The following is a 3,024-nucleotide window of genomic DNA, read 5'->3' as shown; positions in this document are numbered from 1 at the left end:
TGGTTGCGGGGGCAGGATTTGAACCTGCGGCCTTCAGGTTATGAGCCTGACGAGCTACCGGGCTGCTCCACCCCGCGGTGGTGAGGGGTGACTGGAAGACCTGGCGGCGACCGACTTTCCCGTGCCTTGAGGCACAGTATCATGGGCGCTGGGGGTTTTCACGGCCGAGTTCGGGATGGGATCGGGTGGATCATTCCCCGCCATGGCCACCAGGTCATCCAGTCATCCCGTTTTATGGGGCTGAGAGGATGTGATGGGTTGGTGCTGTTACTGTGTTGAAGAGTGGATGACTGCTGTGCATGTGTGATGCCCTTTTGAGGGGGCGATGGAATGAGCCTGTTGGGCGATTAGGACCAGTTAGCTGCACGCATTACTGCGCTTCCACACCTGGCCTATTGACGTGATGGTCTATCACGGCCCTCGGGGAGACCTTGTTTTGAGGTGGGTTTCCCGCTTAGATGCTTTCAGCGGTTATCCCGTCCACACTTAGCTACCCGGCTGTGCCGCTGGCGCGACAACCGGTGCACCAGAGGTATGTTCATCCCGGTCCTCTCGTACTAGGGACAAATCCTCTCAAGTCTCCAACACCCACGGCAGATAGGGACCGAACTGTCTCACGACGTTCTAAACCCAGCTCACGTACCACTTTAATCGGCGAACAGCCGAACCCTTGGGACCTGCTCCAGCCCCAGGATGTGATGAGCCGACATCGAGGTGCCAAACCTCCCCGTCGATGTGGACTCTTGGGGGAGATCAGCCTGTTATCCCTAGAGTACCTTTTATCCGTTGAGCGATGGCCCTTCCACGCGGGACCACCGGATCACTATGGCCGACTTTCGTCTCTGATCGAGCTGTCACTCTCACAGTCAGGCGGGCTTATGCCATTGCACTCGACAGTCGGTTTCCGACCGACCTGAGCCCACCATCGCGCGCCTCCGTTACACTTTGGGAGGCGACCGCCCCAGTCAAACTGCCCACCATGCAGGGTCCCGGACCTGGCTAACAGGCCTCGGTTAGACATCAGAAACAGTCAGGGTGGTATTTCAAGGATGGCTCCACCGGAACTGGCGCCCCGGTTTCAAAGCCTCCCACCTATCCTACACAGAATGTCTCTGATGCCACTGCAAAGCTGCAGTAAAGGTTCATAGGGTCTTTCCGTCTGACCGCGGGTACCCCGCATCTTCACGGGGAATTCAATTTCGCTGAGCCGATGCTGGAGACAGCGGGGAAGTCGTTACGCCATTCGTGCAGGTCGGAACTTACCCGACAAGGAATTTCGCTACCTTAGGACCGTTATAGTTACGGCCGCCGTTTACCGGGGCTTCAATTCGGTGCTTGCACACCTCCTCTTAACCTTCCGGCACCGGGCAGGCGTCAGGCCGTATACGTCGTCTCTCGACTTCGCACAGCCCTGTGTTTTTACTAAACAGTCGCTACCCCCTGGTCTGTGCCACCCGCCAATGGTTGCCCACTGACGGGTCTTGCTTATCCCGAAGTTACGCAAGTAATTTGCCTAGTTCCTTCAGCATCGTTCTCTCAAGCGCCTTGGTATTCTCTACCAGTCCACCTGTGTCGGTTTCGGGTACGGTCTATATGCCAGAGCTATTTCCTGGAATACTCCAAAAGCCGGATCAATCCGATAAGACCCGACAACATATTGTATTCGTCACTTCTGGCAGGCCCGGGAATATTTGCCCGGTTTCCATCGACTACGGCTTTCGCCCTCGCCTTAGGGGCCGGCTCACCCTGCGCGGATTAACCTTGCGCAGGAACCCTTGGACTTTCGGCGACAGTGTTTCTCGCACTGTTTGTCGCTACTCATGTCAGCATTCGCACTTCCGATATCTCCAGAGAGGGTCACCCCGTCTCCTTCACAGACCTACGGAACGCTCCGCTACCGCGCATACATAGTATGCACCCACAGCTTCGGCACGTGGCTTGAGCCCCGTTACATTTTCGGCGCAGGGTTTCTATTAGACCAGTGAGCTATTACGCTTTCTTTAAAGGATGGCTGCTTCTAAGCCAACCTCCTGGTTGTTTTGGAATCCCCACATCCTTTCCCACTTAGCCACGATTTGGGGGCCTTAGCTGGTGGTCTGGGCTGTTTCCCTCTCGACAATGGACCTTAGCACCCACTGTCTGTCTGCCTGGCTCATACTTCCGGGTATTCGGAGTTTGGTTAGGTTTGGTAAGGCTTTGGGCCCCCCTAGCCCATCCAGTGCTCTACCCCCCGGGGTAATACCAGACGGTCTACCTCAATAGATTTCGCGGAGAACCAGCTATTTCCGAGTTTGATTGGCCTTTCACCCCTAGCCACAGCTCATCCCCGACTTTTTCAACAGGCGTGGGTTCGGCCCTCCAGTGCGTGTTACCGCACCTTCAGCCTGGCCATGGCTAGATCACTCGGTTTCGGGTCTTCTGCCAGCAACTCGTCGCCCTATTCAGACTCGCTTTCGCTGCGCCTACACCTATCGGCTTAAGCTTGCTGCAAACAGAAACTCGCTGACCCATTATACAAAAGGTACGCCGTCACCCCATAAGAGGCTCCGACTGCTTGTAGGCATTCGGTTTCAGGTCTCTTTCACTCCCCTCGTCGGGGTGCTTTTCACCTTTCCCTCACGGTACTTGTTCACTATCGGTCACCAGGGAGTATTTAGGCTTGGAGGGTGGTCCCCCCATGTTCAGACAGGATTTCACGTGTCCCGCCCTACTCAAGGATCATTCCTGACACTACGCATACGGGGCTATCACCCGCTATGGCCGGACTTTCCATTCCGTTCTGCTTCTTCAAAAATGACCACTGGCCTGTTCCGCGTTCGCTCGCCACTACTAGCAGAATCTCAATTGATGTCTTTTCCTCCGGGTACTTAGATGTTTCAGTTCCCCGGGTTCGCCTCATGTCCCTATGTATTCAGAACATGATACCCATCGCTGGGTGGGTTTCCCCATTCAGATACCCACGGATCAAAGCCTGCTCGCGGCTCCCCATGGCTTTTCGCAGCGTGCCACGTCTTTCATCGCCTC

Annotated in this window: 1 tRNA gene and 2 rRNA genes (1 of these 3 running past the window's edge); all 3 read right to left on the bottom strand. The window is 55.8% G+C overall.

The features are described 5' to 3' along the window. Positions 1-77 (bottom strand) — tRNA-Met (locus HNO79_RS16215). Between the two features lie 21 nt (positions 78-98). Next, positions 99-214, bottom strand: a 5S ribosomal RNA gene (gene rrf / locus HNO79_RS16210). A 113-nt stretch (positions 215-327) separates the two neighbouring features. Beyond that, a 23S ribosomal RNA gene (locus HNO79_RS16205) occupies positions 328-3,024 on the bottom strand (it continues 42 nt past the right edge of the window).

The organism is Komagataeibacter oboediens, from assembly GCF_018491655.1.
GTDB lineage: Bacteria > Pseudomonadota > Alphaproteobacteria > Acetobacterales > Acetobacteraceae > Komagataeibacter > Komagataeibacter oboediens.
This window is presented reverse-complemented; position numbering and strand designations above follow the sequence as displayed.